Origin of the sequence: Myxococcus sp. MISCRS1 (assembly GCF_026626605.1) — a bacterium.
GTDB classification, from domain to species: domain Bacteria; phylum Myxococcota; class Myxococcia; order Myxococcales; family Myxococcaceae; genus Myxococcus; species Myxococcus fulvus.
Window position 1 is genome coordinate 2,860,114 of sequence record NZ_JAPNKB010000001.1, and the last position, 26,080, is coordinate 2,886,193.

General features: G+C 70.6%; 20 protein-coding genes. 10 read left to right on the forward strand and 10 right to left on the reverse strand.

What is annotated here, in order from left to right; translation table 11 throughout:
- Nucleotides 1-191: 191 nt before the first annotated feature.
- Both OWM54_RS10865 and OWM54_RS10870 read left to right on the forward strand, forming a co-directional pair.
- The gene (locus OWM54_RS10865; RefSeq protein WP_074958353.1) at nucleotides 192-584 is read left to right on the forward strand and encodes a RidA family protein; all 393 of its coding nucleotides are present in this window, start codon (nucleotides 192-194) and stop codon (nucleotides 582-584) included.
- Nucleotides 585-756: 172 nt separating this feature from the next.
- Nucleotides 757-1,500, forward strand: a complete 744-nt coding sequence (locus OWM54_RS10870; RefSeq protein WP_267697449.1) for an NIPSNAP family protein — start codon at nucleotides 757-759, stop codon at nucleotides 1,498-1,500.
- A gap of 24 nt (nucleotides 1,501-1,524) precedes the next feature.
- On the opposite strand, the gene OWM54_RS10875 is transcribed toward OWM54_RS10870, so the two are convergent.
- The 6 genes from OWM54_RS10875 to OWM54_RS10900 form a co-directional block, all read right to left on the reverse strand.
- Nucleotides 1,525-2,271: a hypothetical protein gene (locus OWM54_RS10875; RefSeq protein ID WP_267697450.1), complete on the reverse strand. Its 747-nt coding sequence runs from the start codon at nucleotides 2,269-2,271 to the stop codon at nucleotides 1,525-1,527.
- A gap of 94 nt (nucleotides 2,272-2,365) precedes the next feature.
- Nucleotides 2,366-3,088: a hypothetical protein gene (locus tag OWM54_RS10880; RefSeq protein ID WP_267697451.1), complete on the reverse strand. Its 723-nt coding sequence runs from the start codon at nucleotides 3,086-3,088 to the stop codon at nucleotides 2,366-2,368.
- A 330-nt stretch (nucleotides 3,089-3,418) separates the two neighbouring features.
- Entirely contained in the window at nucleotides 3,419-4,222 is an 804-nt protein-coding gene (locus OWM54_RS10885) for a hypothetical protein (protein WP_267697452.1), read from the reverse strand.
- Nucleotides 4,223-4,226: 4 nt separating this feature from the next.
- Nucleotides 4,227-4,727: a hypothetical protein gene (locus OWM54_RS10890; protein WP_267697453.1), complete on the reverse strand. Its 501-nt coding sequence runs from the start codon at nucleotides 4,725-4,727 to the stop codon at nucleotides 4,227-4,229.
- 48 nt (nucleotides 4,728-4,775) lie between these two features.
- Nucleotides 4,776-6,179, reverse strand: coding sequence for a sigma-54-dependent Fis family transcriptional regulator (locus OWM54_RS10895; protein ID WP_267697454.1), 1,404 nt, complete (start codon nucleotides 6,177-6,179; stop codon nucleotides 4,776-4,778).
- A 281-nt stretch (nucleotides 6,180-6,460) separates the two neighbouring features.
- A complete protein-coding gene (locus OWM54_RS10900) occupies nucleotides 6,461-9,754 on the reverse strand; it encodes a bifunctional serine/threonine-protein kinase/formylglycine-generating enzyme family protein (RefSeq protein ID WP_267697455.1) in 3,294 nt (1,097 codons plus the stop codon).
- A gap of 402 nt (nucleotides 9,755-10,156) precedes the next feature.
- Here OWM54_RS10900 and OWM54_RS10905 point away from each other — a divergent pair, with 402 nt between their 5' ends.
- The 8 genes from OWM54_RS10905 (at nucleotide 10,157) to OWM54_RS10940 (ending at nucleotide 20,160) form a co-directional block, all read left to right on the forward strand.
- Nucleotides 10,157-12,025: a glycosyl hydrolase family 18 protein gene (locus OWM54_RS10905; RefSeq protein ID WP_223784600.1), complete on the forward strand. Its 1,869-nt coding sequence runs from the start codon at nucleotides 10,157-10,159 to the stop codon at nucleotides 12,023-12,025.
- 297 nt (nucleotides 12,026-12,322) lie between these two features.
- A complete protein-coding gene (gene pru / locus OWM54_RS10910; protein WP_223747979.1) occupies nucleotides 12,323-12,850 on the forward strand; it encodes a fruiting body spore coat protein U in 528 nt (175 codons plus the stop codon).
- A gap of 15 nt (nucleotides 12,851-12,865) precedes the next feature.
- Nucleotides 12,866-13,645, forward strand: coding sequence for a molecular chaperone (locus OWM54_RS10915; protein ID WP_223747978.1), 780 nt, complete (start codon nucleotides 12,866-12,868; stop codon nucleotides 13,643-13,645).
- Nucleotides 13,642-15,951, forward strand: coding sequence for a fimbria/pilus outer membrane usher protein (locus tag OWM54_RS10920; protein ID WP_267697456.1), 2,310 nt, complete (start codon nucleotides 13,642-13,644; stop codon nucleotides 15,949-15,951). Before OWM54_RS10915 ends, OWM54_RS10920 begins: the two co-directional genes overlap by 4 nt.
- Complete coding sequence (locus OWM54_RS10925; protein WP_267697457.1) at nucleotides 15,935-16,408, forward strand: spore coat U domain-containing protein; 474 nt, start codon at nucleotides 15,935-15,937, stop codon at nucleotides 16,406-16,408. The genes OWM54_RS10920 and OWM54_RS10925 overlap by 17 nt, the downstream gene beginning before the upstream one ends.
- A 112-nt stretch (nucleotides 16,409-16,520) precedes the next feature.
- Nucleotides 16,521-17,000 (forward strand): spore coat U domain-containing protein, encoded by a 480-nt coding sequence (locus tag OWM54_RS10930; RefSeq protein ID WP_267697459.1) that lies wholly within the window; start codon nucleotides 16,521-16,523, stop codon nucleotides 16,998-17,000.
- A gap of 89 nt (nucleotides 17,001-17,089) precedes the next feature.
- On the forward strand, nucleotides 17,090-18,766 hold the full coding sequence (locus OWM54_RS10935; protein WP_223747974.1) for an isovaleryl-CoA dehydrogenase: 1,677 nt from the start codon (nucleotides 17,090-17,092) through the stop codon (nucleotides 18,764-18,766).
- Nucleotides 18,767-18,945: 179 nt separating this feature from the next.
- Nucleotides 18,946-20,160, forward strand: coding sequence for a PAS domain-containing sensor histidine kinase (locus OWM54_RS10940; RefSeq protein WP_267697461.1), 1,215 nt, complete (start codon nucleotides 18,946-18,948; stop codon nucleotides 20,158-20,160).
- 7 nt (nucleotides 20,161-20,167) lie between these two features.
- Here OWM54_RS10940 and OWM54_RS10945 read toward each other — a convergent pair whose 3' ends face one another.
- From OWM54_RS10945 to OWM54_RS10960, 4 genes are all read right to left on the reverse strand, one after another.
- A complete protein-coding gene (locus tag OWM54_RS10945) occupies nucleotides 20,168-21,760 on the reverse strand; it encodes a M56 family metallopeptidase (RefSeq protein WP_267697462.1) in 1,593 nt (530 codons plus the stop codon).
- Nucleotides 21,757-22,146, reverse strand: coding sequence for a BlaI/MecI/CopY family transcriptional regulator (locus tag OWM54_RS10950; protein ID WP_267697463.1), 390 nt, complete (start codon nucleotides 22,144-22,146; stop codon nucleotides 21,757-21,759). The genes OWM54_RS10945 and OWM54_RS10950 overlap by 4 nt, the downstream gene beginning before the upstream one ends.
- Before the next feature lie 63 nt (nucleotides 22,147-22,209).
- On the reverse strand, nucleotides 22,210-23,796 hold the full coding sequence (locus tag OWM54_RS10955; protein ID WP_267697464.1) for a fibronectin type III domain-containing protein: 1,587 nt from the start codon (nucleotides 23,794-23,796) through the stop codon (nucleotides 22,210-22,212).
- 117 nt (nucleotides 23,797-23,913) lie between these two features.
- On the reverse strand, nucleotides 23,914-25,986 hold the full coding sequence (locus tag OWM54_RS10960; protein ID WP_267697465.1) for an alpha-amylase family glycosyl hydrolase: 2,073 nt from the start codon (nucleotides 25,984-25,986) through the stop codon (nucleotides 23,914-23,916).
- Nucleotides 25,987-26,080 lie beyond the last annotated feature (94 nt).

The following is a 26,080-nucleotide window of genomic DNA, read 5'->3' on the forward strand; positions in this document are numbered from 1 at the left end:
CGCATCTCGACTGCATCTGTCACCCTCCCAGGACCCGAGCGTGAATCACGGGCCTACGCGCCGGGGCGCGTGCCACGCGGAAGGACCCGCGCGTGTCGACGCACGCTGTATCACGCTTTTCCTTGAACCGGACCCACTTGACTCGCCCTGGGAGGTCATGTGGGGTCCCTGGCTCCAGGAGGCATCCACCCATGACGTCGACGAAACACGAAGTCGTGAGCGCGCCGGGGCTGCCCAAGCCCGTGGGGCCCTACTCGCCCGCGATGAAGCTGGAGTCGCTGCTCTTCGTCTCCGGACAGGCCGCCACGGACCCGGCCACCGGGAAGCAGGCGGAGGGAATCGAGGCGCAGACGGAGCAGGTGCTGCGAAACCTCGAGCGCATCCTCGTGGCGGGCGGCTCCAGCCTCCAGCACGTCCTGCGCTGCGGCGTCTTCCTGACGGACATGAAGGACTTCCGCCGGATGAACGCCGTCTACGAGCGCGTCTTCGCCGGACACCGCCCCGCGCGCACCACCGTGCAGGTGTCGGCGCTTCCCGACGAGGGGCTGATGGTGGAGATCGACTGCGTCGCCTACGTGCCCTGAGCCGCGCGGCGCGGGCCGTCCGAATGAGGACCGGAACTGTCCTAGTTCGTCCGTACCGTGGGGCCTTCTTCTTCCGGAAGGCCCGATGCGACTGCCCCTCCTCGTTCTCTGCGGGTCCCTGACGTGGACGGCCCACGCGCTCCCGCCGGCCTCCGGTGCTGGAGCCACGCCCGTGAAACCGTCGTCGGATGAATGCTGCGCCGTGCTGGAGTTGAGGCAGTACACGCTGCGCGAGGGGCAGCGGGACGTGCTCGTCTCGCTGTTCGAGCGGGAGTTCATCGAGAGCCAGGAGGAGCGAGGCGCCCGGCTCGTCGGTCAGTTCCGGGACGCGGCGAGGCCCGAGCGCTTCGTGTGGCTGCGCGGCTTCCCGGACATGGTGGCGCGCGAGGCGGCGCTGAGGTCCTTCTATGGCGGCCCGGTGTGGAAGGCGCACCGGGAGGCCGCGAACGCGACGATGCTGGACTCGTCGAACGTGCTCCTGCTGAAGCCGCTCCCGGGCCGACGGGGGTTCCCCGCGTCGTCCCAGGCACGCCCGGGCGTGGAGGCGCGCGAGGTGCCCGGCTCACTCATCGTGGCGACGATTCTCCACCGCGACGCGCCCGTGGACGCGGCGTTCCTGGAGTACGTCGAGGGGAAGCTGGTGCCGGAGCTGACGATGGCGGGGGCCACGCCCCTGGCGGTGTTCCAGAGCGAGCACGCGACGAACACCTTCCCCGCGCTGCCCGTGCGCGAGGGGGAGCACGTGGTCGTCTACTTCACGCGGTTCGCGAGTCGGGAGGCGTACCGCGCGCACGTGGAGCGGCTGGAGGGCTCACGCGGCTGGAAGGAGACGGTGCGCCCCGGGCTGCGCGCGAAGCTGAAGGCGGAGCCGGAGACGTTGCAGTTGGAGCCCACGGCCCGCTCACGGCTCAGGTGAGCGGACCGGAGGGCGGTGCGGCGACTACTGCGCGCAGTAGACGGCGCGCTCGAACTTGCCCGTCACGTCGACGATGGAGCCGGAGCGGACCACGTACTCGCTGGCGCCGACGTGCGTGTCGGCGTTGCACCAGTCATACGTGTAGCCCAGGCCGGTCCACGGGTACTGCGTGCGCTGCCAGAAGCCGTAGCTGGAGGCGAAGTACGCGTTCATCCAGTTCTTGTGCTCGTTGGTGGCGGACTCGGGGAACTGCAGGCCGCAGCTGCCGTCGTCGATCTCCGAGTCCGGGCAGGGGCGGAACATGTCCGAGGGCTTCACCCACAGCTCGACGATGTAGCGCCCGTTGTCGCTCTCGCCCGCGGGGGGCAGGCCCAGGTACTGGTTGACGCGCGCCACCAGCTTGTCCTGGGGCACCGTCTTGCAGAACGTCTGCAGCTGCGGCGCGGGGGTGACCCACACCTCGCGGGTCAGCGTGTTCTGGCCCACCGTGTAACCCTGGAACGTGGTCCAGATGGCCATGCGCACGGCCGTCTTGTCCTCGTTCCAGACGAGCTTCGTGTTGGACGGGCTGATGGCCCACAGGTCCGTGGAGATGTCGGCGCTCGTGGGCTCCGCCGCGTTGCGCACGGCCTCGGCGTAGGTGGAGGCGTCACACGCCAGGGGCCCGGGCGGCTCGGGAGTGTCGTCGTCGTCGTCGCCACAGGCGGTCAGGGACAGGAGGGCCGCCATGGCGGCGAGGCTTCGCAGGGTGCGCGGAAAGACACTGAACATCATTCGTCTCCAACTGGGAGTCACAGGTTTCCTGGAAGTGTAGTGGAACCTGGGATTCAGAGCACCCCCGCAAACCACCTGAGTCGCGTGTGCCTCATGGCGCAAAGGGGGCCACCGCCACGGAGAGGATCCAGGGCCACCGCATCTTCTCGGGGCCCATGATGACCTTATTGAGGTTGAGCCGGAACCGCCTGAACAGGAGCAGTCCGACGGTCGCCTTGCCGTAGAGGGCCACGCGGCGGCCGGGCTGGCCGATGGACGAGAAGAAGTCGGCGGTGCCCCACAAGCCGCCCATGTTCGCCTCGGCGAACGCCGCGACGTTTCCATCGTCGATGGCGGCCTTCTGTCCATAGAAGCGCAGGCCGAGCTGGCTCACCCGAACCCCATTGTCCGAGGAGACGCCGAGCGGCTCGACGTCCGCGTTGATGAGCCCCATGACACTCATGGAGGCAATGCTGCGCAGTCCCGCGCCGGCCGCGGGCGACGGAGGGATGATCGCCATCAGGGGGAGCTCTGCCGTAAGGGTCAGGTTCCCTACCGACTCGATGAAGTTCTCGAGATTGCTCTCCTTGGCGGTCTCATCCGGTGAGTCGTCATTGCGGACAGTGGTCTTGTCATCAGTGATGGCGGTGTAGATGCCCAATTGGAGGTTGTCGAAGATGCGGAAGCCGATCAGCTTCGCCCCAATGCTCTTGCCGTCGCTCAGCATCCCGTTGAACGAGAAGTATTCCAGCAAGCTCAGACTCTTTTCACCGAAGTAGGCCTTCGAGACCTCGGGCGAATTCGTGGACCAGGTACAGATGGTCGCCTGCAGCACGAGCCACGGGAGCACCTGGAGCCACGGGAGCCACTGCAGGCACAGACAAAGACCCCACCCCCGGTGGTGCCAGGGATTGCGCGGACACAATGCTCGGGAAAAGGGCAAACCCTCCAGACACGACAAGAGCCAAGACAGTTTTCATGACATCCTCCGCATGGAACAACAGGGAGAGGCGCGCCGCCGTCGTCCGGCGGCCACGCTCTCGAACAGACTTCACACGGCCCCTGCACCTCGAGGAGACACATCCCCCTCTTCGCGACGGAAGAACTCCGTCACGCCCCGAGGCAGCCTCCTGAAACAGATTCGACGTCGCGAGACGCCGACGGCTCAGCGGTTCTTCAAATGCGACTCCAACTGCTCACGGCTCGGCGCATCTCCCTCACCGGCCCAGCGGAAGAGCGACCATTCCCCCGCCGGTCGTTGTCGAATCCCGACGATGCGTTGGGACACGAAAGCCAGCACCTCGATGTCTTCCACCGAGAACTGCTCGTCCCCCACGACGTCCGGCAGCTTCCGCACCCCCGCGGGGAGATAGCCCCAGGGGAGGAAGCCCTTCGATGCCTCCTGCCCCGAATAGGAGAAGAACAAACCGCTGCTGTCGCGATAGAGGGAGATGAGCGGGTTCTTCACCATCCCGCCCGATATCAAGAACTGCCGGGCAACCTCCGGACTGAATCCTTCGGGACCGAAGTCAGGATAATCGAGCGCCGCGATGGCTCCCCAGACCGTTCGCCGTTTCGTGCCTGTCGACAGCTTCTCCTGCAGCCCCCTCAGGACCCGGCGCCCCGCGGCGAGCGTTCCCGTCTCGCATCCGAGCAACCGCACCTCAGCCGTGTCATCGAGCAGGTCGGACAGCCCCAGGATGTTCTCCCAGGTCTTCTCGTCCGGTGTTACCACCTCCTGCCCCTCATCTCCCAATGTCAGTGAACCGGCGGAGCCATGACCGTAGATGTCCAGCCGCGACAGCGGACCCGCCCGGTACACCACCTCTTCGACAAGGGGCTTGAGCGCTTCCACCGTCTGGCAGCGAGCGAACCTCCGCCGGGGATTGCTGAAGCCATCCACCCGGAAGATGACTGGCTCGATCTCTCGGTCCTGGATGGCCGAATACCCGATAATGGTCAGATGCATGCGCTCACCGCAGCTCGTTCTTCTTCGCCTTGAGCGCATTCACGAGCACCCTGCCGGCTTGCGCGGCATCGGGCCCCAACACGGCGCCATTGCGTCGCATCAGATTCTCGATGAGCCCCGCCCAGAGGTCCGCCCCGAACGGCCACTTCCCCTTCCCGTCGGAGAAGTCCAGCGGGTTGGTGACCTTCGCGAACTCCAGGTACGCCTTCGACAGAAGCAAATAGCCACACTCCCCAGGGTTGGCATAGATGGCGCTCGAGTGCCCGGCCCATACATGTGCGAGATCGGCGAGATCAACCTTAAGATTTTTACTCTCCCTATCCCCCTCAGGTGACAACAGATTGAACTCGAAATCCGAAATGCTCGTGTTCACCACCCGAACCTTGAACCCACCGTATCCCCCAACGGCGACTTGATTGGTATCCGGCGCCCACCAGTTCTTCAGCAACTTGGCCGAGGACTGCGGCTTGAACGTGGACAGGTTGAAGAATTGCGTATCAGGCATGGAACGCTCCTCCCTTGAAACAACGTATTGAGACTTCACGACCGACAGCTATGAATCCCGACTGAGACCGAAGGCCTTCATCAGGTTGTAGATATGCTGACGCGTGAGGTCGAGCCGCCGAGCGACCTCCGTCACGCTCCAATCCGAGGCCTCCAGCTCCCGGCGCAGCAAATCCCGCTGGAAGCGGCGCGTCGCCTCGTGGAAGGACACAGGCATCGCGCCCTGGGATTCCATGCCCTCGAACAAATGGCGTGGCTCCAGACTCACCGCCGCCTCGGCGCTCGCGCGGATGAGGGCCGCCTCCAGGCGGTGACGCAGCTGTCTGACATTGCCGGGCCACTCCGCCGTCTCACAGGTGGCGTAGCAGGCCGGGGACGGTCTCAGGCACGGCAGACCGTTCTCCTCCGACAGCCTCTCCACCAACCCATCCACCAGCGGGACGATGTCCTCCCGTCGCTCCGACAGCGAGGGCATGCGCACCGTCAGGACATTGAGCCGGTAGAACAGGTCCTCCCGGAAGCGCCGCTCGCGGACGAGCTGCTCCAGGTCCGCGTTGCTCGCCGCCACCAGGCGGATGTTCGCCTTGAAGGGCTTCGGACTGGCCAGCGGGAAATACTGCCGCGACTGCAACAACTGGAGCAGCTTGGCCTGCGAGGCCAGGGGAATCTCCGCGATTTCATCGAGGAAGAGCGTCCCTCCCTCCGCGGCCTCCACCTTCCCCATCGTCCTCCGAGCCCCTGGGAAGGCCCCGGGAAAGGCCCCGAAGAACTCGCTCTCGAACAGCCCCTCGGGCACCGCCGCGCAGTTGAGCTCCACGAAGGGCCCCAGCCTGCGCTTGCTGTTGAGGTGGAGCGCCTGCGCCAGCTGCGTCTTCCCCGTGCCCGACGCCCCTCCAATCATCACCGTGACATCCAGCGGCGCGGCGACAGCGAGCTGCCCGAACACCCGCGCCAGCGCGGGGCTCCGACCGATGATGCCCTCGAGCTGCAGCCGCTCCCGGAACGTTCGCGTCGGGTCGTCCCGGTCCGCCCCCCGTCGAAGCAAGGCCCGCTCGGCCGCCGCCCCCAGGAAGCGCGCCACCGACTCCACCAGCGTCACCAGTCCCTCCTCGAATGGCCCCGCCCCTCGCTTCCCCTCCAGATAGAGCACCCCTGGCAGCCGGCCCGTCAATGGCACACAGAGCACCGCCTCCAGGCGCTGGGACTTGACGCTGGCGGAGCCCGAGAAGCGCGCGTCCAGGAGCGCATGCGCCGTATGCACCGTCCTGCCGGCGGCAATCGCCGAGGCGACGATGCCTCGCGACGTCAACGCGCGAATCTCCTCGCGCTCCAGTTCCGAGCAGCCATGGAACAGCGCCCACTCCCGCTGCGCCGCCTCGCCGTCATCGTAGAGCTCCAATCCGGCACGCTGCGCGCCCGACAGCTCGACCAGGCCCGCCAGGACATCCTGCAAGAGTGGAAGGGGCTCAGCAGCGTCCAGGACTCGAAGTACCGCGAGATACAAATCCCTCTCACGGGTCAAACGAACCTCAGGGGTGGACATGTCAGCCAACATACCACCCGGCCGAAGCACCACAACACTGAGGAGCCAGAGGTAGTACATGACTCCTGTCTGTATTGCAGGAGACACGCCAGTCACTGGCCCAGAGTGAGAATGGGCATCCGTGCCGAGGAAGGTGTCAACGCGCTTTGACGCGCCTCCCCTGCCTTGTCAATTCGAGTGGACAGGCGCGCTCATGGGCGCCGCTCCACGCAGCGCACGCCGATGCCGAACTCGAAGCGTCGGGGTGACTGGTAATTGGCCCAGACCAGCCGGTGGTGCAGCACCTCCGGGGGCGCGTCCCAACGCCCCCCCGCCACCATGCGGTGGCCCGGGAAGTCCCCTTCCGTCGCATCGGTCGCGGTCCACTCCGCCACGTTGCCCGCGAGGTCGACCATGCCGTAGGGGCCCAAGTCCTCTGGGAACGACTCCACGGGCGCGAGCGTCGGAAACACATCCTCGCCATTCAGGTTGGCCGGCGGCACACGCCTGTCATCACCCCACACCGTCTGTCGCCGGGGCATGGGATTGGGCACACGCCCGTCCGCGTCCAGGAACTCACCGCCGCGCCCTGCCTTCGACCACTCCTCATACGTGGGCAACGCCTTGCCCAGGAAATGGCAGAACGCCTCGGCCACCTCCGCGTCGATGGCCGAGACGGGGCGGGACGCCTCCGCCGCATGGGCATACTTCGGATGCTTCGGGGGCACCTCCCGCTGGCCGCCCACTCGGGGAAGGATGTGCTCCTCGAAGAGCTGGAACTGCGCGTTCGTCACCTCCGTCCGGTCCATCGAGAACGCGTCGACGTGGACCCGGACCTCCTGCTCGGGCCTCACCTCCGGACGCCAGTACCACCCCGCCGGAACGGGCACCTGCCCGGCCCGCGACGCGGCGCACGTGGGCACCGGCAGCCTCAGCGCCTCGCGCCGAGCCCGCTGCGCATACCCCGGCAATCGCAGCAGCCGCACCCGAGAGGGCGGACATGCCCCACGCCACACCGTGAGCCACGCCGCCCTCGAGGGCGCCTGCACCCGCTCCCGCCAGGCCCCCTCCCCATCCACCTGTCCCGGATGGCGCGTCAGCCGCGTGTCGTCATACGCGGGCCCCTCGCCTCCAGCCTCCGCGGGCGCGAGGCTCCACCGGAGCGGCTCGGTGACGGGCACCCGCGTCCACGCGAGCGCGCCCGCGTCGTAGTCGAAGAGCTCCAGCACGAGGTCGAAGTCCCCCTGGTCCAGGGACATCAGCTCCATCTCCCGCTGCCGCCGCGTCGCCTCCCGCTGGCTCTGCTGGAACGCGAGCACCACCGCCGTCCCGATGCCCGTCGCGAGCACCAGCAACAACCCTCCCGCGACGAACCCCAGCCGCCGTCTGCGCAGCCGCCCCTGCTCGCGCCGCCTCCCCGCCTCCAAGAACGCCCGGGAGCGACTCACCAACGGCACCTGCCCCTCCGACAGACGACGCAACGCCTGGTCCAGCGCGCTCCCGCCCCACGTCTCCTCGTCCCTGCGCCCCCGCCGGTCCCACAGCTCCGAGGCCTGGTCGATTTCGCTGACCAGCTGATGCTCGTCCCGCGACTCCTGCCGCCAGCGCGCCAGCTCCGGCCACGCCGTGGCCAGCGCCTCGTGCGCCAGCTCCACCAGCGCCCCGTCCGTCTTCACGTCCCGCGAGGCCACCAGCCGGTGCGTCAGCAGCGCGTCCAACACCGGCTTCGCCCCCGCCCCCAGCGTCTCCAACAGCTCCTCGCGCAGCCGGGGCCTCCGGGTCCCCTCGGGCGTGAGCAGCTCCAGCAGCAACAGCCGCGCCGTGTGGATGTCCCGCGCCGACAGCTGCCCGAGCAGCTGCCGCCCCTGCGCCGCCAGCGCCCCCGCCACGCCGCCCAGCTCCTCGTAGACGCTCGTCCGCAGCAACCGGGGCCCCCGCGCCCTGCGCTCCCAGAGCGCCGCGCACGTGGCCTGCAGGAGCGGCAGCCCCACCGGCTGGGCCCGGACATCCGCGACGATGCGCTCGACCAGCCCGTCCTCCAGCGCATACCCCACGCGCCGCAGCGGCCCGGTGACGGCCTCCGTCAACGCCCCGGGCGACAACGGCCCCACCACGAAGGCATGGCCGAGGAAGCCCCCCAGGTGCTCCACGCGCGCGAAGTGCCCCAGGTAGTCGTCGCGGAGCACCACCAGCACCCGCCAACCGATGCCCGCCGAGGCCACCGCGGCGAGACACCGCGCCAGCGCCACCGCGTCCTCCGGCGCCCCCAGCGTGAAGACCTCCTCGAACGCATCCACCGCCAGGAGCGCGGGCCCCGGGGCGCGTGCCTGCAGCAGCCCCACGAGCGCCCCCGGAGTCACGGACAACGTCTCGGCCAGCTCCCGCTCCAGCCCGAGCACCTCCACCAGCCTCGCGAGCGGACGCGCGCCCGGGCGCAGCGACACCACCTCCCAGCGCGCCATCTGCCGCAGCCGGGGCACCACGCCCGCGTGCAACAGCGAGCTCTTGCCGATGCCGGACGGCCCCACCAGCACCACGGGCGCGTCCTGACGCAGCCGCTCGACGAGCGCCCCCACCTCCACCTCCCGTCCCGAGAAGTCCTCCGCCTCGTCCTCGGCGAACGAGCGCAGCCCATGGAACGGCGCCCTCGCGCCCTCCTCCCCTTCCCCCGGCGCGGCGCGCACCGGCTCCAGCCATTGCGTGAGGGCCTGCTCCAGGGCCCGCGCCGTGGGCCGCGCCTCGGGCACGAGCGCCAGGCAGTCCTTGAAGAGCGAGGCCCCGTGCAGATGCGGCGCCGGCCCCGGGAGCGGACGTGGCTGGAACGCGAACGACGCCAGGTGCGCGTCCTCCACCGGCCGCTTCCCCTCCAGCAGCTCGTGCAGAATCACCCCCAGCGACCACACATCCATCGCCGGCGACGGAGGCGCGCCCCGCCAGCGCTCGGGGGACATGTACGCGGGCGTCCCCGACGCGGCCTGCGCGGTGGTGCCCGCGTGCCGGGCGAGCCCGAAGTCCACCACGCGCAGGCGCCCATCCCTCGGCAGGAAGACGTTCTCCGGCTTGAGGTCCGCGTGGATGATGTCGTGGCGATGCGCCTCCGCGAGCGCGTCCGCGATGGCCCGCCCGATTCGCAGCACCTCCCCGGGCGACAGCCGCTCGCGCGACATCCGCTCCCGCAGCGTCTGCCCCTCCAGGTACTCCAGCGCGAGGTAGGGCTGCCCCTTGAACACGCCCGCGGCGTGCACCGTGACGATGTGGGGGTGGTTGAAGCGGGCCGTGGTGCGCGCCTCCTCCAACATCCGCTCCGCGCCAGGAGGACCGAGCAGCTCCGGCCGCAGGAGCTTGAGCGCGACGTGGCGCCCCAAGGACAGGTCCTGCGCCAGGTAGACACGCCCCGACGCGCCCTCGCCGAGCAGCCGCAGCACCCGGAAGCCCTCCACGAGACAACCCGTGGAGAGCAAATCATCGGTCGCCTCCGGCGACGCGCCCAAGCCCCACTTGCTCATGTGCGCCCCACCCCCAGCGATTCCTCGTGTGTCCCGGTCGCGGCTCGCCCGAGGATGCTAGGGCCAACCGGCCGACAGGCGCCATGACCACCCGGCCCCACCCACGTCGGGGCGCCGTGGGCAAGCCGGGTCCGAATCACCACCCCTGGAGCCGACAGAGCGCGGCTGAAATCCCAGACGAGGGGCGCCTGCTGTAAGGGATTGACGCCATTCATTGTCCCAGTCGCCGCGTGAATGTCGTCTCACGGCCGCCGTCTGGGACTGGGGGCGGGGTTTGCTGCCGGGGGCTCTTCACCCAGCTTGCCTCCCGTGGCCCGTCCATCTCGGACCGCCACCGGGGCCCATGGCCCGTGCGACGCCGCGGCTGAGCGCGGTGCCCGACATGCCCCGAGAGGAGAATACATGAAACGCTGGGTGGGATGGATGGCCATGGCCGTGGTGCTGCTGTCGGCCTGGGAGACACACGCGCAGGAGCCGAGGGCGGAGGTCCCCCAGGAGCAGGGGCTGGCCATCACGAGCTGGATATACCTGGATGGCATGGTGGCGCCGTGGCAGGACTTCTCCTGGGCGCCACACTCGCTGACGAACACCTCGCCCGTCTCCGGAGGACGACACTCCATCTCCGTGACGATGCGAGCGAATGAAGGCCTGTTCTTCCAGACGGAGCCCCGGGTGGTGGCGGCCACCGACACCCTGGTCCTGCGCGTGCACGGCGGCACGGGCGGAGAGTCCGCGGCGGTGCAGGTGCGCGCCTTCCAGGAGAACGTGCTCACGCCGGGCACGCCCCTGGGCGCCCGCTGCACCGGGGGCCGCATCCGCGCCAACACCTGGGTGACGTGCCGGGTGCCGCTGTCGGCCCTGCTCTCCGTCGGCTCGCGCATGAAGGGCCTGGTGCTCCAGGAGACGCGCGGGGTGGCGCTGCCCACGCTCTACTTCGACGAGGTGCGCCTGGAGGACTCGGACGGGCCCGCGCCCGTGCAGGTCAGCGTCTCGCCGCCCGCCGTCACCCTGCCCCCAGGCGGCACCAGCACCTTCGTCGCCACGGTGACGGGCACCACCAACACCCAGGTGCTCTGGAGCGTGCGCGAGGGCAGCGCCGGCGGCGCCGTCACCCAGGCGGGCGTCTACACCGCGCCCGCCACGCCCGGGACGTACCACGTGGTGGCCCAGAGCCTCGCGGACCCCAGCCGGTCCGCCGAGGCCACCGTCACCGTCAGCGCCGCGCCCGGCGGCGGGCTGTGGGTGTCCGGCTATTACACCGGCTGGAACGCGGACCTGTACCCCCCGGAGAAGGTGGACTTCAGCGCCCTGACGCACATCCTGGTCGGCCGCGTCACGCCCAACCCCGACGGCACGGTGAACACCCAGTTCGACAACGACAACGGGCCGGCCATCGCCCGCACGCTGTCCACGCGGGCGCACGCCGCGGGCCGCAAGGCGCTCATCATGGTGGGCGGCTCCGGAGAGCACGACGGCTGGGTGGGCGCCGCCTCCAATGCCAACCGCGCCCGCTTCGTCAGCAACCTCCTCGCCGCCATGGACAGCTTCGGCTACGACGGCCTGGACATCGACTGGGAGCCCATCGAGCCGGAGGACAAGCCCAACCTGCTGGCACTGGTGCGGGAGCTGCGCGCGGCGCGGCCCAACATGCTGATGACCATCCCCATCAACTGGGTGAACGCCAACTTCCCCGAGGACGCGGACCCGTGGTTCACCAACCTGGTGCCCTACATGGACCAGATGAATGTCATGACGTACGAGATGACCGGCCCGTGGGGCGGTTGGGATTCGTGGTACAGCTCCGCGCTGACGGGCGAGTCCGGCACGCATCCGACGTCGGTGTCCTCCAGCCTCAACGCCTGGGTGGCGGCGGGGCTGCCCAAGGCGAAGCTGGGCATGGGCATGCCCTTCTACGGCATGGCCTGGCGCAACATCACCGGCCCCTACCAGCCCTACACCGACTGGTCCGACTACGTGGGCAGCGACAACGACTTCACCTACGCGCGCATCCTCCAGCTGTCCGCCAGCGGCACCTACCGCTGGGACGCGGCGGCCCAGTCCAGCTACGTCACCTTCACCCGCCCCGTCGTGGACGGCACCGTGCGGTGGATTTCGTATGACTCGCCGCAGGCCATCGCCGCCAAGGGAGCGTGGGCCCGCGCCAACGGCTTCGGCGGCACCATCATCTGGACCCTCAACCAGGGCTGCACCAATCCCTCCACCGGCGCCAATCCTCCCCTGGATGCCGTGAAGGAAGCCTTCCAGCCCTGAGTCCCCGTGGGGCCCGGGAGGGAAAGCGGCGGGCCCGAGAGGGAAACCCGCCCACCCTCCGGGCCCGCACACCCGGGCGACCCGAGGCGCGCCCGGGGTTCCCTCGCCCCGGCGGACGACAGGCGGTGGAAAGTCCGCGGCCCCGCGGGGCCGGCAGTGCCATGCACTCCACGCCGCGAGCGTGAAGTGCGAGGCGCCCCACGCCTGGCCGCCTTGGCGCCACGGGCGTTGGCGCCCAGTCTGCAATGGCCAGACGCCACGGAAGGGATTCCCCCGTCCGCCGCTGGAGCCATTCACATGAAAGCCATTCAAGGCACCCTCGCCGCCGCCACCGCCGCCGCCGCCCTCTTCACCGCCACGAGCGCCGACGCCGCCACGGCCACCGCCAACCTCACCGTGACGGCCACCGTCGCGTCCGCGTGCACCATCAACTCCGGCACGCTCAACTTCGGCAACTACGACCCGGTGGTCATCAACTCCGCGGGCGGCATCGACCTCTTGGGCACCGGCACCTTGACGGTGCAGTGCACCCTGCTGGGCACCGCCGTGGTGACGCTGGGCCAGGGCACCCACGCCGCCACGGGCTCGACGGACGCGGTGCCGCGCCGTCGCATGCGCAACACCAACTCCAATGACTACCTGGCCTACGACCTCTACCAGGACCTGGCGCGCCTGGTGGTGTGGGGCAACACCGCGGGCACGGGCCTGCCGTACATCGGCACGGGCCTGTCCACGCCGGTGATTGTCTACGGCACGGTGGCGCGCGGGCAGGTCGTCCCGTCCGGCACCTACAGCGACACCGTCGTCGCCACCATCACCTTCTGAGCCACCCGAGGCACCATGCATCCGCGTCTGTCTTCCTGGGCCCGCCACCTGCGCTGGTGGGCGTTGTGGCTCCTCGCGCTGCCCGTCCCGGGGCTCGCCGCCTCCGTCGAGGTCAACCCCGTGCGCCTGGAGCTCGTCGGTGGCGCCCGAGGAGTGGTGGTGACGGTGAAGAACCTGGGCGACGAGACCACGCGCTTCCAGGCGTCCATGCACACGTGGACCCAGGACGAGACCGGGCGCATGAGCCTCGAGCCGACGCAGGAGGTGTTCTTCTTCCCGTCGATGTTGACGTTGGAGCCGGGGGAGTCCCGCCCCATCCGGGTGGGCATCTCCTCGGCTCCCCGGGACACCGAGCGCACCTTCCGGCTCATCGTGGAGGAATTGCCACCCTTCGGCCCGGTGCCACCGAGCATGGGCCTGAAGATCCTCACCCGCGTCTCGGTGCCGGTGTTCGTCGCGCCCCAGCACAAGGACCTCCAGGCCCGCGTGGAGGAGGTGGACCTGCGCCAGTCGCGGTTCCACTTCCGGGTGAAGAACCCGGGCACCGTCAGCTTCTTCATCCGCCAGGCGCGCGTGCGCGGGCTGGATGAGAAGGGCCAGCGGCTGGTGGAGAAGGAGGAGCCCGGCTGGTACGTGCTGTCGGGCGGCTCGCGCGTCTTCGCCCTGGAGACGCCGGCGGAGCAGTGCCAGCGCATCCGCTCGCTGGAAGTGGAGGTGGAGACGGACCAGGGCGTGTTCCGCCAGTCCTCGCCGGTGAAGGCCTCCGTCCCCTGCGTGGCGCCCACCGTCCCATGAGCCGTGCGACAGCGAGGTGTTCGTGGGCGGCGCTGGCGCTGATGCTGGCGCTGCACGGGGGACGTGCGCGCGCGGTGGAGCCCGCCACCGTCCAGGCGCCCATCGTCGTCGGGCTGACGCTCAACGGTGTCCCCCGGGGTGATGTCTTCCCCAGGCCGCGGGGCGAGGACGTGCTGATGCCCGTCGTGGCGCTGGAGGCCGCGGGCGTCGACGTGGGGAGGCTGGGCGCGGGCGTGGAGCGCATCGAGGGACAGGACTACGTCTCGCTCCAGTCGCTGGGCGCGCGCTTCCACCTGGACGAGCGCACCACGGAGCTGGTGTGCGAGCTGCCCGCCTGGACCTTCGCCACCACGCGGGTGAACCTGAGCCCCGCGGCGCCGCCCGGCTACGCGCTGACGGGCAGCCCCAGCGCGTTCGTCAACTACGCGGCCCATGCCCGCAACGCGCGCGTGTCGCTGTTCGGCGAGACGGGCGCGTCGCTGGGCCGCGTGCTCCTCACCACCCAGGCGCGCTGGAACCCGGGCGCCACGCCCCTGCGGGGGCTGAGCCAGCTCACCGTGGACTTCCCCGAGCACATGCTGCGAGCCATCGCCGGCGAGGCCACGGGCTACGGGGGCGTGCTGGGAGGCGGCGCGGTGGTGGCGGGCGCGCACGTGCTGCGCTCGTTCGAGCTCAACCCCTACTTCGTGCGCAACCCGGTGCAGGACCTGGCCGGAGACGTCACCACGCCGTCGACGCTGGAGGTGTACGTCAACAACCGCCTGGTGAGCCGCAGCGAGCTGCCGCCGGGCCCCTACCGGCTGGAGAACCTGGCCGTGCCGCGCGGCGAGGGCACCGCGCGCTACGTGGTGCGCGACGCCTTCGGCCGCACGCGCGAGGTCAGCGCCGCGTACTCGCTGGGCGCGCAGCTGCTCGCGCCGGGGGTGGCCGACTACCAGCTGTCGCTCGGCGTCGAGCGCGAGTCGCTGGCCACGGAGAGCTTCGACTACGGCCGGCCGCTGATGCTGGGCCACTTCCGGATGGGCGCCACGTCGTGGCTGACGCCGGGCGTGCGGCTGGAGCTGTCGCCGGACCTGGTCAGCACGGGCGCGGTGCAGTGGCTGCAGCTGCCGCTGGGGGAGCTGGAGGTGTCGCAGGCGCTGAGCGTCAGCGAGCGGCGCACGGGGCTCGCGGCCGGCCTGGGCTACTCGCTCCAGGGCCGGTGGGCGGGGGGCTCGCTCTTCACGCGGGCGCTCAGCCCCCACTACGCCAACGCGAGCCGGGCGCCGGGGGCGCACCCGAGGCTGGAGGCGGGGGGCTCGCTCTTCGTGGCGCTGGGCAGCCGCGTGAGCCTGGGGGGACAGGCCGCGGTGACGCGCTGGAAGGGCCGCGGGTGGACGACGTGGCTGGGCGCGTCCACGTCCGCCCAGGTGATGGACCGGGCCATGCTCTCCTTCTCGGCCAGCCGCAACCAGGAGTCCCGCGGCCCCTCGGCGCTGGAGGGCATGGTGCACCTGACGGCCATCCTGGATGCGAGGACCTCGGGCACGGTGGGTCACACGCAGGGACAGCGCGGCGGCGACACGGCGGTGGACCTGTCGCGGGGAATCCCGCTCGAGGGCGGCCTGGGCTTCCAGGTCCAGGCGCAGGCGGGGCGGCAGGACCGGGCGCTCGCGCGCGTCGAGTACGAGACGGACGTGGGCCGCTATGCGGGCGGCGCGGAGTGGCGCCAGGGCGTGCTGGTGGGCGCCGCCGAGGTGTCCGGCGGCCTGGTGGCCCTGGGCGGGCGCATCCACGCCACGCGCGCGGTGGACCAGGGCTACGCGCTGGTGCGCGTGGAGGGCGTGGAGGGCGTGGGCGTGCGGTTGGACAACCACCTCATCGGCCATACGGACTCGCGCGGTGAGCTGATGGTGACGCGGCTGCAGGCGTACGGCGCCAACCGGCTGTCGCTCACCGACGGGGACCTCCCCCTGGAGGTGTACGTGCGCACCACGGAGAAGCTGGTGGCGCCGTGGCGACGGGGCGGCGTGGTGCTCGACTTCCAGGTGGACTCGGTGCGCGCCTTCCGGGGCACGTTGGTGCTCGAGGGTGGACGCGCCGCGCCCGCGCACGGCGAGCTCGAGCTCGTGGTGGACGGCCAGCGCTACAGCTCGCCCATCGGCTGGCATGGTGAGTTCGAACTGGTGGGAATCCCACCCGGACGCCACGTGGCACACGTCACCCACCCCGGTGGACGATGCGCCGCGACACTGGAGGTCCCATCCCTCGCGGGCCAGGTCATCGACCTGGGAACCGTGGGGTGTGTGGATGAGTCGTCGAAGTGATGCCCTGGGGTCGTGGGGGCTCGCGCTGACGGGGCTGTGTTGGCTCGCACCCGGGCAGGCATGGGCGGCGTGTCAGATTCGGAGCGCGGTGGGACTGAACTTCGCCAACTACAACCCCACGTCCCCGCTCCCGCTGGACACCGTGGGGAGCATCACCTACCTGTGCCTGCTGCAGCTCACGCCGATGACCATCGACCTGGGCCCGGGGCACTCGGGCAACCTCACGAACCGGCGCATGAGAGGCCCCACCTCCAATACGCTCGAGTACAACCTCTACGTGGACGCGACCCGGCAGCTCGTCTGGGGCAACGGCGTGTCGGGGACCTCGCGCTACGGGCCGGTCATCCCCGTGCTCGCCATCGACGTCACGGTGCCCATCTACGGGCGCATCCCCGCGCAGCAGACCGTCCCGGCGGGCGCCTACTCCGACACGCTCGTGATGACGATGACCTTCTGACGCGGCGGCTTTCGCGCCCGAGCGCCGGAGTCCCTCGCGGACGTTGCGGCGCGCCCCTCCACGTCCCACTCATGCCCGGGCGACCGCGTCGTTCGCGGGGACGGGAGGAGGGATGAGGGGTTCGTACACGAAGGCGCGCGGGGTCGCGCTCCTCGTCGCGGCGGTGGGAGGGCTGGGGCCCGTGGACGCCGGCGCCGTCTGTCAGATCCGCTCCGCGACAGCCCCCAACTTCGGCGTGTACACACCCACGGCCACGCTCCCCCGGGATGCCACGGGCGCCATCGTCTACCGCTGCGACGGCCAGCCGCAGTTCCAGCCCGTCACCATCGATCTGAGCACCGGGAGCGGCAGCGACTTCCTCAACCGCCGGCTCCAGGGCCCCTCGGGCAACAGGCTCAACTACAACCTCTACCTGGACGCCACCCGCCTGCTCGTCTGGGGCAACGGCACGCTCGGCACCTCGCGCTACGGGCCGGTGTTCCCCGTGAACGCCGTGGAGGTCACCCTCACCCTCTACGGGCGGATTCCCGCCGGCCAGGCCGCGGTCGCGGGGGCCTACTCGGACACGGTGGTGATGACGCTGACCTACTGAGCGTCCCGGGCCCCGGCCTCCACTTCGGGTGGGGGGTCGCCCTGGAGGTTGCGCTCGCCCGACCTGGGGCGCTCGCCTATCCTTCCCCCATGAGTTCTTCAGCCCCCCTCGCGCCCACCTTCGCCACCCATGAAGTCACCAATCAGGCGCCGCCCCTGGTGTACGACGCCTGGAAGACCGACCTGCCCCTGCGGGAGGCCATCCACCGCGAGGGTGGCGGCTGGGCGGAGGCGGACATCGCGAAGTACGGCCCGCTGGTGGGCGGCGAATTGATGCAGCAGGGCTTCCTCGCCAACGAGAACAAGCCGAAGTTCAAGCCCTTCGACCGCTATGGCCACCGGCTGGACGAGGTGGAGTTCCATCCCGCCTACCACCGCATCATGGAGGCGGCCATCACCCACGGCATCCCCAACTTCGCCTGGCGTCACGAGCAGACGCCCGGGGCGCACGTGGCGCGCATGGCGCTGTCCTATCTGCACAACCAGGCGGACCAGGGCACCAGCTGTCCGCTGACGATGACGTACGCGTGTGTGCCCACCTTCCGCCACCACGCGGGCCTCTCCCAGAAGTGGCTGCCGCTCGTCACCGCGCCGTCGTACGACCCGCGCTTCATCCCGTCCGAGAAGAAGACGGGCGTCACCATCGGCATGGGCATGACGGAGAAGCAGGGCGGCTCCGACGTGCGCAGCAACACCACGCGCGCCCACCGCCTGGGCGAGAAGGGGCCCGGCAATCCGTACTCGCTGGTGGGGCACAAGTTCTTCTTCTCCGCGCCCATGAGCGACGCCTTCTTCGTTCTCGCCCAGGCCGAGGGCGGCCTGTCGTGCTTCCTCCTGCCGCGCTTCACGCCGGACGGCGAGCGCAACGCCATCCGCATCCAGCGGCTCAAGGACAAGCTGGGCGACTGGAGCAACGCCAGCTCGGAGGTGGAGTTCCAGGGCGCGGTGGCGTGGATGGTGGGCGAGGAGGGCCGCGGCGTGGCGACCATCCTGGAGATGGTGGCCCTCACCCGGCAGGACTGCATGATTGGCTCCAGCAGCCTGATGCGACAGGCGCTGGTGCAGGCCATCCACCACACGCGCCACCGCAAGGCGTTCGGCCGCAGGCTCGTCGACCAGCCGCTGATGCTCAACGTGCTGGCGGACCTGGCGCTCGAGTCGGAGGCGCACACGGTGCTGACGGCGCGCGTGGCCCGGGCCGTGGACGCAGGGCCCCGCGACGAGCGCGAGGCGGCCTTCGCCCGCATGGCCACCGCGGTGGGCAAGTACTGGGTGTGCAAGCGCGCGCCCATCTTCGTCAACGAGGCCCAGGAGTGCCTGGGCGGCGCCGGCTACGTCGAGGAGTCCAACCTGCCCCGGCTCTACCGCCAGGCGCCCCTCAACTCCATCTGGGAGGGCAGCGGCAACATCCAGTGCCTGGACGTGCTGCGCGCGGCCACCCGTGAGCCGGCCAGCCGCGAGGCCCTGTTCCAGGAGCTGATGGCGGCGCAGGGAGGTCACCCCGCGTTCGACGCGGAGCTGGCCCGCATCTCCAAGGACTTCGCGGACACGGCCACGCTGGAGGGCCGCTCGCGCTTCGTCGTGGAGCGGCTGGCCCTGGCGCTCCAGGCCTCGCTGCTGCTGCGGGCCGGCAACAGTCAGGTCGCCGACACCTTCTGCGAGACGCGGCTGGGCGGCGCCCACGGCGCCTGCTTCGGGACGCTGCCCGCCCACGCGCCGTTGAAGGCCCTGGTCGAGCGGGCTTTCGGCGAGGACGCCTCGGCCTGAAGGGGGCCGCTTCGCTCCGGGTGCTTCCTCGCCTGCTCGCGCGGGGCGGGCGAGGGGGCCTCCGGTCCATCCACCGCCCTGCCAGGAGGGGGACGCCTTCGTCTACTGGACGAAAGGATGGGCTGGACGCTTGCGTGTCGACACTGACGTGTTCTCCTAGGCGGCTGGAAGAGGGCACCTTGGGCGACAACCACGACCACCTTCTGAACTCGAACGACGGGGTCATCACCTATTCGCGGAGGGACCGCGCCGGGCGGGACACGGAGGACCAGCTCCGGCTGCTCATCGCGAGCGTGTCCGACTACGCCATCCTCACGCTGGACGTGGAGGGCCACATCGCGAGCTGGAACCTGGGCGCCGAGCGCATCAAGGGCTACCGGGCCGACGAAATCCTGGGCCAGCACTTCAGCCGCTTCTATCCCCCCGAGGACATCGCCTGGGGCAAGCCCGCCTGGGAGCTGGAGTCCGCCATCCGGCTGGGCCGCTTCGAGGACGAGGGCTGGCGCGTGCGCAAGGACGGCACCCGGTTCTGGGCCAACGTGGTCATCACCGCCCTGTTCGACGAGAGCGGGGAGCTGCGGGGCTTCGGCAAGGTGACGCGGGACTTCACCCAGCGCAAGCACGCCGAGGAGACGCGGGAGCTGGAGCGGCTGCGCGAGGCCCTGCGGGCGCGCGACGAGTTCCTCTCCGTGGCCTCGCATGAGCTGAAGACGCCGCTGACGCCGCTGCAGCTGAAGCTCACCGCCATGCGGCGCATCGCGGAGACGAATCCCCAGGCGCTCCTGGCGGACGGCAGGCTGTCGCGCGAGCTGGCGTCGGCGAGCGGCCAGGTGCGCAAGCTGGCGGACCTCATCGATGACCTGCTGGATGTCTCGCGCATCAACGTGGGCCGGCTCACGGTGGAGCCCGAGCGCATGGACCTGTCCGCGCTCCTGCGGGACATCGCCGTCCGCTACGCGCCCCAGGCCCACGTCGCGGGCTGCCGGCTGGACGTGGACGTCGCCGGGCCCATCGAGGGCACGTGGGACCGGCGGCGGCTGGAGCAGGCCGTGACGAACCTGGTCACCAACGCCATCAAGTACGGCGCGGGCAAGCCCATCCACGTGAGCGCGAGGGTGGCGGACACGGACGCCGTCATCACCGTGCGGGACGAGGGCATCGGCATCGCCCCCACCCATCAGCGCCGCATCTTCGAGCGCTTCGTGCGCGCGGTGTCCGAGCGCAACTACGGCGGCATGGGCCTGGGGCTCTTCATCACCCACCAGATCGTCGAGGCGCACGCGGGAACCATCGACGTGGAGAGCGAGCTGGGGCGCGGCTCCACCTTCACGCTGAGGATTCCCCGCGAGGCGCTGCTCGCCAAGGTGGGCCCCACCGCGAAGCCCGCGCCCTGAGGCGCCGCTACGGCGCTGGCTCCGCCCGGTAGTCGCTCGGGAGGGTGAAGAGCGCGGCGCCGTGCTCCACCAGCCGGATGTCCGACAGCGTCAGGGTGCCGAACAGCTCGGACTCCTCGCGGATGGGGTAGCCCAGCTCCAGGTCCAGCCACCGCGTCACGGTGTCATGGGCCGAGTGCACGCGATGCCAACGCTGGGCGCGACGTCCCGCCACCGCCTCCTCCGCCTGACGCTCGCAGCCGGGGCCCCGTGACGAGCAGCCCCCGGGCAGGTGCAGCGGGAGGCCCGGCTCCTGCGCGTCCCAGTGCGTCTCGTAGGTGTGCTCGCGGGCATTCAGCATCGCGCTCTCGCCCGTGCCCACGTCGAAGAGGAGCGTGTACACGGACGCGCCCGTGGCGTCCTCCAGCCGGATGCGACCGCAGCGCGAGACGAAGAGCCGGTGGCGCAGCGTGCGGTCCCCATTCACGTGGGTGGCGATGGCGGTGAAGTCCTTCGGGTACACAGGGCGCGAGCACATCCCCGCCGCGAGCATGCCCTTGCCGTCACGGGGCGGGCTCGCCGGAGCCTCCCACGCCCAGGCCGCGCAGGAGACGGCCAGCACCCCCAGGGCGCTGCCCACGCGCCGGGCCCAGCCCCCGCCGCGCGACGGCTCCACGGGCGCGCGCCCCAGCAGCCGACGCACCCGCGCCGCCAGCGGATGGCTGCCCGCGCCGAGCACCAGCGCCGGCCCCGACTGCCGCAGCTCCTCCAGCCCCAGCAGCGCGCCCGAGTACAGCCGCACGTTGCCGCAGAAGCCCACCGCCACGTCGTCACAGCAGTGCTCGCGCTCCAGCCGCACCTGCGCGGACAGCCACCGCGCCGCCGGGTGGAAGAAGAACAGCGTCTCCACCAGGCACTGCAGGAGGTTGACGGCGGTGTCGTGACGACGCACGTGGGCCAGCTCATGCGCCAGCACCGACTCCAGCTGCGCGGACGACAGGCGCTCCCCCACCCCCTGCGGCAGCACCAGCACCGGACGCACCACGCCCACCACCAGCGGGGACGGCGCGAGCGGGGACTCGAGCGTGCGCACCGCGCGCCGCAGCCCCAGCCGCTCCGAGACGCGCGACACCGTCTGGCTCAGCGCCGAGGACACGGGCGTCGCCGGCCGCACCAGCCGCCGCGACGTGCGCCAGCCGCCCACCAGCAGCCGCGCCAGCCCCACGCACGCGCCCAGGACCCAGAGCCCGCCGAGCACCCGGGGCCACGGTCCGAGGACGTCACCGGATGCCGCCGCCTGGGGAACGAACACGCGCTCACCCGCGGGCGGAGCCTCCGTCCGCGCCCCCTCGAGCCCGGACGGGGCCACCTCGACGGCGCGCGAGGCCGACTCCCCCCGCGCGGCCTCCGGGGACGACAGCAGCAGCGAGCCCACCGGCGCGAGCACCAGGGCCGCCAACGCCAGACACCCCACCGCGTAGCGGGCCCGCGCCGAGCGCCCGCGCAAGAGCCACAGCGCCGCCGCCGCGAGCAGCGCGACGAGGCTCGCCTGCCACACACCCTGGGCCAGCCACACCGTGAGCGCCCGGGCCCCCTCCTCCATCAGCCAGGTCGGGCTCATCGCTTGCCCCCCTTGCCCTCGTCCAGCAGCTGGCGCAGGTCCTCGAGCTCCTCCTTCGACGCGGGCTTGAGCGACAGCGCCTGCACCGCGAGCTCGCCCGACGCGCCACCGAAGACGCGCTCCAGCAGGTCCTTCACCAGTTGGCGCTTGGTGCGCGCCTCACCGATGCTCGCCGCGTACACGTGGCTGCGGGCGCTCTCGTCACGGCTCACCAGCCCCTTGGCCGCCATCACCTGCAGCTGCTTGAGCGTGGTGGTGTAGCCGGCGCTCTTGCCGTCCTCGCGCCCCAGCGCCTCGTGCACGTCCCGCACGGTGCAGGGCCCGCGCTTCCAGAGCACGCCCAGGATGGCGAGCTCCACTTCCGTGGGAATGGCTTCTGTCGTCATGTCCCCAAAGTACGACTCGAATCGTATGTTGTCAACGACGCGCGTCGTACTTCGAGGAGGGGCTCACGAGGTGAGCGCGGGTGTGGCGGTCGCGCCCGGCAGGTAGGTGGCGATGCACCGTGAGAAGGACAGGCCCGTGTCCCGGGCACCCGCGCGGCCGGAGAGGCAGCCCAGGCGCAGCGCGTGGGCGAGCGCCACCAGCCTGCGCTGATGCTCCAGGGTGAAGTCGCGGCCGTTGGGGTGTCCGCCGAACAGGGGGCTGGCGCCCAGGCGTCGCCAGACCTTGTCCGTGTCCCAGCGCGGGAAGGCGGCGGACAGGTGCGCGTGCATGCCGTGGAGCGCCTGGGCACAGCACTCGAAGGTGTCCACGGGCGCCGTCGGTCCGAGCTCCAGCAGGAGGCCGTTGACGAGCGACGGCTCGATTCCCGCCAAGGACAGCCGCTGGAGCAGGCGCACTCCGGCGTCGTTGAAGCCCGCGAGCGCCCCCGGCGCGCCATCCGCCGGCAGCGAGTACGACAGCTTCAGCGACGGACACACCAGCAGGAGCTGCGACATGGCCGCGACGTGGCGCTCCAGGCCCACGTCATCGTGGAGGAACGCGCTGTCGAAGGCGAAGTCGAGGTGACGGACCTGGTAGTTGCGGAGGATGGCCGCGTAGGTGGCGACGAGGCGGGCCACATCCGTCTCCTCGACCTCCAGTGGCATCAGCCCGGCGCCGCCGCCGAAGGACAGCACCACCCTGCCCCCGCTTCGTCGGAACGCCTCCAGGTCCTCCTTGCCGTAGTCGGAGACGGAGGCCTCCGCCTCGTGGGAGCGCCCGTCCACCGCGTCCACCAGCCGCAGGTGTCCGCCCCACGTCACCTTCCGCGCGCCGCCCGCGCGCACGCCCAGCCCGCCGAGCATGACGCCATCCAGCCCGCACGCCCGCGCCAGCTCCGACACGACGGGCCGGGGCGCGGACACCAGGTCCAGGAAGGGCGCGCGGGGCACGTCCCAATCTCCCGCGTCCGGCGACGGCGCCGCCGTGCGCACCATCACCGGAGGCGTGAGCTTCGACAGGTTGTCGGACAAGTCATACGCCGCCACCGACACCAGGTACTCGGTGCGAGGCGTCAGGCCGGTGAGGGTGATGGAAGGCCTCGTGCACGTGAGCGTCCGAGACTCCTCCCGGTCCACGCTCGAGTACGTCACCTGGTAGCCCGCGACGGCCACGTTGTCGGTGGACGCGTCCCAGCCCAGCGTGAGCAGCCGCGAGCCCACGAGCGTCGCGCGCACGCGCCGGGGAGACGAGGGCGGCTCGACATCCCGCGGCGGGTCCGCGGGCTCGCCGTCCACGGTGAAGCAGGAGGGGAGCGCGCCCCGGTGCACCCCTTCCGTCCGGATGGACAGGCGGAACTCCTGGGACGCGCGCGGAGCAATGGTCTGGCGCTCGGCCACCAGCGTGCCCGTCAGCGTGTCGCCGTGACGCCGCCACACGAGGCCGTAGTTGTTCTGCACCACCTGGTCGGGCGCCACCCGGAAGCCGATGGCGGGGTTGACCACCGCCTCGTCCGACAGGTTGAGCAGCGTCACCTTGAAGGTCGACCACCAGGGACTGCCGCCCGCAACCCACTCCGGGCGCGCCACCACCACCATCGTGTTTCTGGCCATGCCGGCCGTTGTGCCGGATGGCCGCCGCACACGACATTGTCCACGGGGGGCGAGCCCCTGTCCTTCAAGCGACAGGGGCCCGGGTCAGTCCCCACCGCGTCCGAAGCGGGGCGGGGGCTACTTGTCCTTCGACAGGATGACGACGCTGTAGGGCCCCAGGTTGTTGAGGCTGCCGCTGGCGGGCAGGCCGTCCTTGCCAGTCCAGCGGCCGCCCACGTCGAAGCTCTGCGCGTTGCCGAAGTTGTCGGAGTAGCCCTTCCAGTCGCTGTTGTAGCGCACCTTCCACGTGCCGTCGGAGGGCAGGCCCAGCTCGTAGTCGGACAGGTGTTTGCCGCCGAAGTTGACGATGACGATGGTGTCGTCGCCCGCGCCGCCCTTGTCCCAGCGGTGGAAGGCCACGACCTTGTCGTGGTTGTTCACGTGGTGGACGTTGACGTGCTCACCGCGCAGCCCCGCCGTGTTGTCGTTCCAGTTGCGGCGCAGCTTGATGAGGTCCGTGTACGCCTGGTTGATGCCGGCGTACGTCTCCTTCTTCTTCCAGTCGAGCGGATCTCCGTCCTGGAAGTGGCCGTCCTCGAGGAACTCCTGGCCCTGGAAGAGCATCGGGATGCCGGGGCTCGTCATGGTGAGCGCGGCGCCGAGGATGGAGCTCTTCTTGGCGTGGTAGCCGCCCGCGTCCCAGCCGCCCACCTCGCTGGGCAGCCGCTGCTTGCCGTTGGCCACCTCGTCGTGGCTCTCCGTGTAGATGACGCGCTGGTTGGCGCTGCCGTTGTACTTGAAGCGGATGGCGTCGGCGACGGCGTTCATGTCCCGGGCCGCATCGGACGGGGCCGTCAGCGCCGCGCGGATGGGGTGCACGAAGTTGGAATCCCACTGCGTGTCGAAGTTGGCGCCGTCCGGGTGCGTGAGGCCCGCCTCGTTGCCCAGGTCCTCCGCGATGATGATCTTCTGCGGGAACTCGCGGTTGACCGCCTCGTTGATGTCGCGCAGCAGCTGCCAGCCCTCGGGGTTGTTCGCGCCGCTGGCCTGGCGGATCTCCTTGGTGGCGTCCAGGCGCAACCCGTCCATGTGGTAGTCGCGCAGCCACATCATCGCGTTGTCGCGCAGGTAGTCGCGCACCTCGTGGCGGCCGTAGTCCGGGCGCGTGTCGCCCCAGGGCGTCTTGGCGCGCCAGTCCGTGTAGAAGTAGCTGCCGCCCTTGCCGTACGTCTCGCCGTCGAAGTCCCAGTGGGGCAAATCACTGGGCCCCAGGTGGTTGTAGACGACGTCCATCACCACGCCGATGCCGCGCTTGTGCGCCTCGTCGACGAAGCGCTTCAGGTCATCCGGCGTGCCGTACGCGCTCTCCGGCGCGTTGGGGAAGGCCGGGTTGTAGCCCCAGGAGAAGTCCGCGGCGAACTCGGCCGACGGCATCAGCTCCACCACGTTGATGCCCAGCTCCTTCAGGTGGTCCAGCTTGTCGATGGCGCTCTGCCAGTTGCCGGGGCCCCAGCCGGGCTCGTCGTTGAACGTGCCCACGTGCATCTCGTAGATGACCGCCTCGTTCCAGGGCGGCATCTTGAACTCCCAGTCGTGCTTCCACTCGTAGGCCTTGTGGTCCACGACGACGGAGTTGCCCGTGGAGTTCGTCACGTCGTTGGCGCGCGGGTCTCCCTTCCAGCGCCAGTCGCCGTACTTGCCCTGCACCACGTACTGGTACTGGTCGCCCGCCTTCGCGCCGGGCACGTCGAGCGAGAAGTTGCCGCTGGGCTCGCGCTGCAGCTCCACCGACTGCCAGTTGCTGAAGTCGCCGGCCACCTGCACCCGCTGCGCGTTGGGCGCCCACACGCGGAACGTCGTGCCGCCGTCGTAGGGGATGGCGCCCATGCCCGGACGGCTGGAGGCCTGGGTGGGCACCGTCGCCGCGCTGGGCACCAGCGGCGTCGCCAGCAGGCTGCCGTCCTTGCGCGAGAAGGCCCGGGCCACCGGCCCGTGGTCCACCTGCGAGGCCTGGGTGGGCGCGCGCTTCGCCTCCGCGTTGCGCTTCTGGCGGGCGTCGTCGAAGAAGTCCTTCACCCCAGGTCCGCGCGCACCCGCGCCACCAGGGCGGGCCGCGGCCTGGGGCGGCTGTGCCTCGGACTCCGAGGAGCGGGCCTGCGAGGACGTGGAGGAGGCAGCGGGACGGCTCGGTGGGGGAATCCGGGGTGACATGTCTCGGCCGTTGTCTGGAGAAATCCAGATTCAGTATCGGCCAGGAGCCCCCAAGGTTGCGTGTCCCATGTGTCACGGCGCCGCGGCCGTCCTC